The organism is Bartonella sp. AP57NXGY (assembly GCF_042195805.1).
Taxonomy (GTDB): domain Bacteria; phylum Pseudomonadota; class Alphaproteobacteria; order Rhizobiales; family Rhizobiaceae; genus Bartonella.
Genome location: NZ_JBHIOZ010000055.1, coordinates 1 through 5,071 on the forward strand (window position 1 = coordinate 1; position 5,071 = coordinate 5,071).

Sequence of the window (5,071 nt, forward strand, 5' to 3'; positions counted from 1 at the left end):
GAAGCACCTGAAGCAGCTGATAAAGCAGCATCTGATGTGGTGGAAAAAGCTACTAGTGTTGCAGAGCACCAAGGGATTATTTTAGAGAATCAACAGGCTTTATTTAAAGATTATGATTTAGATAAGCTTTTGCATAAGATACGAATGGTGCTTGAGCATAACAGTTTAAAAAATGTTAACAAGCAGTTTCACGAGCTTTTTGATACAGAAGTCTCTTCTGTTTATTCTTGTTCTTTTGAAAAGTCTGCTGTAGATGAAAAATCTCAGACTGTAAAGGAAGAGATGGAGCAGGACCATAGTACAGGTGACCAGACAAAGGTTGCTGCTGTGGAAGCTAAGGTGGAGAGCCATGACCATGAAAACAGTCAACCTTTTAACAAAGCGCATGAAGTAAGTGCTCCAATTGAAGCACATCAGAGTGACAATCTTTCTTCTTCTAAAGCTTTGTATAAGGAAGGGTATGATTTTATTCGTTCTGCTAACTATGTTGATGCTGAAAAAAGCTTTTGCGCTTTTCAAAATCGTTACAAAAAAGATTCTTTGAGTGATGATGCTTTATTTTGGTTGGCCGAATCTTTGTTGGGGCAAAAACGCTATCATGAAGCAGCACAAGTTTATCTTACCGCATGGTATGCAGATAAAAAGAAGCTCTATACCTCCGAGATTTTACTGAAATTAGCAAGAAGTATGGTCGCTCTTGAGCCAAATAAAGACGATTGTGCTCATTTTGTGAAAAAATCAAAACGTCAACAAACATTAGCATCTGTTTTTTGTAAACCTGCAAAATAAACAGCGAGGTCGTTTTCGGTGTGCGTTAGACTGGCAAGAAATCTCTTTAAAACATCGGATTTTATTCAATGTCAGAAGTTGATTCTTGCCGTCTCAGGGGGAAGTGATTCTTTGGCTTTGATGTTTTTGGTCAAAGAGCATTTGGAAACACTCGTATTTCCTCCAGAAATGATTGTTGTCACGGTTGATCATCAATTGCGTAAAGAATCGATGCGTGAAGCAGAAACTGTTGCGAAAATTTGTCGTGTCCATGATATTCAACATATCACTGTGCGATGGGAAGGCGAAAAGCCAAAGACGCATATTGCTTCCAGCGCGCGTGTTGCACGCTATGATCTCTTGGTTAAAGAAGCACAAAAACAAGGCGCATCACTTATTATGACGGGGCATACACTCAATGATCAGGTTGAGACCTATCATATGCGGTATCAACGTCTCCAAAAGAATAGAGGTGCTTTATATAGTGAAGCTGTTGCCATGCGCGATGAAGTTTATGCCAGTGGTTTTGCTGGTATTTTGCGCGGTGAAGCCGAGGGTATACGTGATGAGGATCATACCAGAAAAACAAAAAAAAATATTGCCGAAAAAAACTATGGTCCCCTTTATGAGCGCGGTTTATCCTGTATTCCGCGTGAGGCGTTGTTGCATAGAAAAGTGCGTTTGATTCGGCCACTCCTTGGTGTAAAACGCCAAACATTACGGAATTATTTACGCTTACAAGGACAAACATGGATTGATGATCCAACCAATGAAGATCGCAATTTTGAACGTGTGCGCGTGCGTCAATCTCTTTCTCCACAAAAATTGGCTTATATTGCTCAAAAAATAAATGAAGCCGCATTGCAGCGTCGTCAACAAGCTAAAAATATTGCTGATTTGATCTTAGCGCTGGATATTACTGTCCAACATGGGCGTTGTTTCATAGAAAAGCCTGCGCTGTTTTTACAGAAACATTCCAGTTTTCCTTTCGTGGTGGGGCTCTTTGCTGTGCTGATGGGAGGGGGATTTTATTTGCTCCCCAATCAGAAATTAAGCATGCTTGTTCAAAAACTCTGTCTTGATTCTCCAGAAAAGCGGCGTTTTACTTATGCGGGCTCTGTTATTGAATATAACAAGCAGGGAATTTCTTTGTGGCGTGAAGGGCGAAATATGAAAGAGGCTATTGTTGAGCCAGATAAAACTTTTATATGGGATGGGCGCTATCATATCACAAATCATGGATATGAGGCTATAAAGGTTGGAGCCGCAAATTTAGAACAGCTGAAATTTTTATTAAAAAATAGCGATTTTGAGCTTGAAAAGCCTCATTTTCCCTCTTTACAATCGCTGCTGATGATCTCAAATCATAAAGGGTATGATATTCCAGAGTTGATTTCTCAAGCAGTTGTTCATAAACATGTTATCGTCAAGCGAATTATGGCACCTTTCGATTGGCTTTCCTCACGAGAAGATGCAGCCTTGGTGAATGTTGTGGAACCTTTTTTTAATATTGAGGTGAAAAGATAAAGGAAAATTACTCTAAAAGAAAATAAACAGCTTCTCATCCCTTGGCAAGGGGCTGACAAGGTTATATGTTAAGGGGAACTGTTTGAAATCTATATTTGATTAAGTGGGCTGAATATGAATTCCAATTACCGCTCTCTCCTTATTTGGGGAGTTATTGCATTGATTTTGATTGTGTCGTTTTCTCTCTTTAATGGAGATAGCCAACGTTCTGGTGGTGGAGAAGTCTCCTATTCTGAATTTTTGCAAAAAGTTGAGAATAATGAGTTGAAATCTGTGACCATTCAAGGTCAAAAATTAACAGGAAAAACCATTGAACATAGAGCTATTTCAACCTATGCTCCTCGCGATCCAGGTTTGATACAAAAATTGGAAAGTAAAAACGTCAATGTTAAAGCTATTCCTGAAAGCTCTGGAAATAGCATTTTCCTCAATCTCCTCTTTTCCTTGTTACCTGTTATTATTATCGTGGGGGCGTGGGTCTTTTTTATGCGGCAAATGCAAAATGGATCACGCGGTGCAATGGGATTTGGGAAATCGAAAGCAAGATTGCTTAATGAAGCGCAAGGACGTATTACCTTTAAAGATGTTGCTGGCGTTGAAGAAGCAAAGCAAGATCTTCAAGAAATTGTTGAATTTTTACGCGAACCACAAAAATTTCAACGCTTAGGGGGGCGTATCCCACGCGGTGTTTTGCTTGTTGGTCCTCCAGGAACCGGTAAAACTTTGCTAGCACGTTCTGTGGCCGGTGAAGCCAATGTGCCATTCTTTACCATTTCAGGGTCTGATTTTGTTGAAATGTTTGTTGGTGTTGGGGCAAGCCGTGTGCGCGATATGTTCGAACAGGCTAAAAAAAATGCACCTTGTATTATCTTTATTGATGAAATCGATGCTGTTGGGCGCCATCGGGGGGCTGGTCTTGGCGGTGGAAACGATGAACGTGAACAGACCTTAAACCAGTTGCTTGTCGAAATGGATGGGTTTGAGCCCAATGAAAGTATTATTCTTATTGCTGCAACAAACCGTCCCGATGTGCTTGATCCCGCTTTGTTAAGACCAGGGCGCTTCGACCGACAAGTTGTTGTGCCAAACCCTGATGTTTCTGGGCGTGAACAAATCTTGAAAGTGCATGTGCGCAACGTGCCTTTAGCGCCTAACGTTGATTTGAAAATTTTGGCAAGGGGAACACCAGGATTTTCCGGTGCGGACCTGATGAATCTGGTCAATGAAGCTGCTCTTATGGCTGCAAGCCGTAATAAAAGAGTTGTCACGATGCAAGAATTCGAAGATGCCAAAGATAAGGTGATGATGGGGGCGGAACGTCGTTCAACCGCTATGACACAAGAGGAAAAAGAACTCACTGCCTATCATGAAGCAGGACATGCTATTGTGGCTCTTAATGTGCCGGTTGCTGATCCTGTCCACAAAGCAACAATCGTTCCAAGGGGAAGAGCATTGGGAATGGTGATGCAATTGCCTGAAGGCGATCGCTATTCTATGAGTTATCGGTGGATGATTTCTCGTCTGGCCATTATGATGGGTGGACGTGTGGCTGAAGAATTAAAGTTTGGAAAGGAAAATATCACATCTGGTGCTTCTTCTGATATTGAACAAGCAACGAAATTAGCTCGCGCGATGATCACACGGTGGGGATTTTCTGATCTGCTTGGAAATGTAGCTTATGGCGATAACCAAGATGAAGTCTTTTTGGGTCATTCTGTTGCGCGAACACAAAATGTCTCTGAAGAAACAGCGCGCATGATTGATATGGAAGTGCGTAAGCTTATTGATGATGCCTATAAAAATGCGACAAACATTTTGAAAACAAAAAGAAAAGAATGGTTTGCTTTGGCACAAGGTTTGTTGGAATATGAGACTTTAACGGGAGCTGAAATTAACGAAGTTATTGCAGGAAAGCCTCCTTCACGCACACAGAAAGATGAGGGTGCTGCGCCACGGGGGTCTTCTGTTCCAAAAACTGGAAAAATGAAGACAGAGACAACAGTGGTAGATGAAAAAAGCGCTGAAGCAGCCCCTAAAACAGTGCTTCATAAAGCAGAGACAGATAAAGGCGAGGTAGGCAAAGCAGAGGCAGCTGTTGGGAAAAAAACAGCAAAATCCGGTAATGTTGAGCCTAAGGAGGCTCAGTCTAAAGAAGTGCAATCGGATGAGACTGAGAAAAAAGCGCAAAGCACAAAAGGCACCACAAAATCAGTCAACCGCTCTAAAAGTAATGCTGAAAAGAAGTCCAATACTGCGGGACATGATAAAGAAAAATAAGAATTATTTAATATCGCTTGAGTGACGATGTTTTAGGAAAACTTCTAATTTTTTTGAGAAAGGCGCAAGTTTTGTTTGCGCCTTTCTTGTAATATTTGCAAAAATATGGAAGCAAAAAATTAAGCAAAGCCGTTGTATTATGACGGCTTTAGCATGCTACAAGGCGAGGTGGACTGTTGCTTTTCTAATGTGGTAGGGTTGTGAGGTTAGGCGATAGATTTCCTTGCTGATTTTGTAGGGTATGAGGTTTGGTGCTGGGTTTCTTTACGGATTTAGCAAGTGTGTGAAATTATCCGTTGGTTGTGTTAAAGGGATGTATAGAGCATTTTGAGGAGATAATATTGCTTTTATGTGTGAGGGTGTAAACATAATTGCTTGAGAGTGGTTTAGATGTGTAGATGGTGAAGGGGGCTTGTTAGGATTTTAAGGAAAAGCCAAGGGAAGAATTATATATTAAAGGAAAGAGGCATGGTGCAAAAATATTTTGGTACAGATGGAA

The 5,071-nt window shown here is 41.0% G+C and carries 2 protein-coding genes and 1 pseudogene; all 3 read left to right on the plus strand.

Features of this window, described 5'->3' with window-relative positions:
- A pseudogene (locus tag ACFIL8_RS06210) lies at positions 1-789 on the plus strand (tol-pal system protein); the annotation flags it as partial.
- Positions 790-807: 18 nt separating this feature from the next.
- A complete protein-coding gene (tilS, locus tag ACFIL8_RS06215; protein WP_375689152.1) occupies positions 808-2,295 on the plus strand; it encodes a tRNA lysidine(34) synthetase TilS in 1,488 nt (495 codons plus the stop codon).
- Between the two features lie 114 nt (positions 2,296-2,409).
- Positions 2,410-4,572 carry an ATP-dependent zinc metalloprotease FtsH gene (ftsH, locus tag ACFIL8_RS06220; RefSeq protein ID WP_375638281.1) on the plus strand — a complete coding sequence of 721 codons (2,163 nt, stop codon included), beginning with the start codon at positions 2,410-2,412 and terminating at the stop codon, positions 4,570-4,572.
- Positions 4,573-5,071: the final 499 nt, after the last annotated feature.

Bases quoted from the DNA above. Each gene is read 5' to 3' on its own strand.
- ftsH (WP_375638281.1), top strand. From the start codon at position 2,410: ATGAATTCCAATTACCGCTCTCTCCTTATTTGGGGAGTTATTGCATTG.